Origin of the sequence: Microcystis sp. LE19-84.1B, from assembly GCF_027531875.1 — a bacterium.
GTDB lineage: Bacteria > Cyanobacteriota > Cyanobacteriia > Cyanobacteriales > Microcystaceae > Microcystis > Microcystis panniformis.
The window spans coordinates 1-1,372 of the sequence record NZ_JAPZSR010000216.1 but is presented as its reverse complement, the minus strand read 5'-3'; the positions used below and the strand labels follow the sequence as shown (position 1 = coordinate 1,372).

General features: G+C 37.0%; 1 protein-coding gene and 2 pseudogenes. All 3 read right to left on the bottom strand.

Annotated elements, in window-relative coordinates; all coding sequences use genetic code 11:
- Positions 1 to 407 (bottom strand): RpnC/YadD family protein (locus O9324_RS12610; protein WP_288140367.1); only part of this gene is annotated, 407 nt, incomplete at its 3' end.
- 92 nt (positions 408 to 499) lie between these two features.
- Positions 500 to 862: pseudogene (locus O9324_RS12605) on the bottom strand (hypothetical protein); the annotation flags it as partial.
- A gap of 26 nt (positions 863 to 888) precedes the next feature.
- Positions 889 to 1,372 (bottom strand): annotated as a pseudogene (locus O9324_RS12600) (hypothetical protein); the annotation flags it as partial.

The window sequence follows — 1,372 nt, the reverse complement described above, 5'->3', positions numbered from 1 at the left end:
CAACCAGCGATAGTATAATTATAGGAATCTGGTCGCCAATTTACTCGTTCATCCCCTAATATAGCGAGACTGATAACCGGTTTCTGATACAAATCAAAGGCACGATAGTTATAAATATACATCCTCTGAGGGAAATTTTCTTCGTACTGGCTTTGAATTTCAATATGAATTAAAATCCAGACTTCTTCACCCCTGAGTAACCAGACTTTATAGAGTTTGTCAGCAAAACGTTTTTTTGTCTTTGCTGAAGCGGTAATCCGTTTCAGTTCTTTTTCTAGGGATTCGGGAATTTTTGTCCAATCAATTAATTGGTGAACTTCAGGAAAGAAGAAATGTAAAAACGCCTCAAAATACTCGGTTAATGCTTCTTTCCAGGGTTCATCATAATTGGCGGTTGTTGGGTTCATCAATTAGGGTGATAGTTTTAATTGTTATCCACTTCTGGATTAGAGTTTTAAGTTAATTGGTGGGCAGTGCATCGTCCTACGGTAAGATGTTCTTATTGGATTCTTGCCAAAGACTGCTTAAATTCTTCGAGAGAATTAGCAGTAGCTGCTAATTTAACAATCTCTTGTAATGTAGATAGTACCGAAACTTTATTCAGGTATTGTTCCACATCTAAAGGAACTTCACCTAATCGAGATTGCAAAACTGTTTTGACAAAATCACGAGCATTTTCTAACGCCCCAATTTCCTTACCAATTTCCTTACCAATTTCTTTACCGCGTTCGATTCCTCGTAACTCCATATTACTGACTAAAGGCATGGTTATTTCCTCCTCAAATTGTTTGATTTTACTCTCTAAACTTGACTGCAATTCAGGGGATAAAGTCATCATATTGTCGATGATTTCAAACAGTTTACTAAGTAAGGTAGGTATTACCCACACTACTTATTTATGATGATACTAAAAGACTTCCTATACTCCTCAAAAGAATTTACTATAAGTGCGGCTTTTAACATCTCTTCTAAAACCGAAATAACTGAAGCATCATTGATACATTGTCCAATATCTCCAGGGATATCGCCTAGTCGGTTTTCCAAAACTTTTTTCACAAAATCACGAGCATTTTCTAACGCTCCAATTTCTTTACCGCGTTCGATTCCTCGTAACTCCATATTACTCATTAAAGGCATGGTTCTTTCCTCCTCAAATTGTTTAATTTTACTCTCTAAACTTGACTGCAATTCAGGGGATAAAGTCATCATATTGTCGATGATTTCAAACAGTTTAATTATCTGTTCCCTCTCGAACTCCTTTTCATATAATCCCCTGATTAACGTCCACTTCCACTGTTCCCGCTGTTGCAGCTTCCCAGTAGTCGCTTTTGTTTTCAGGTGTGCCATGACTATTATAGCAAAGGGATTGCTA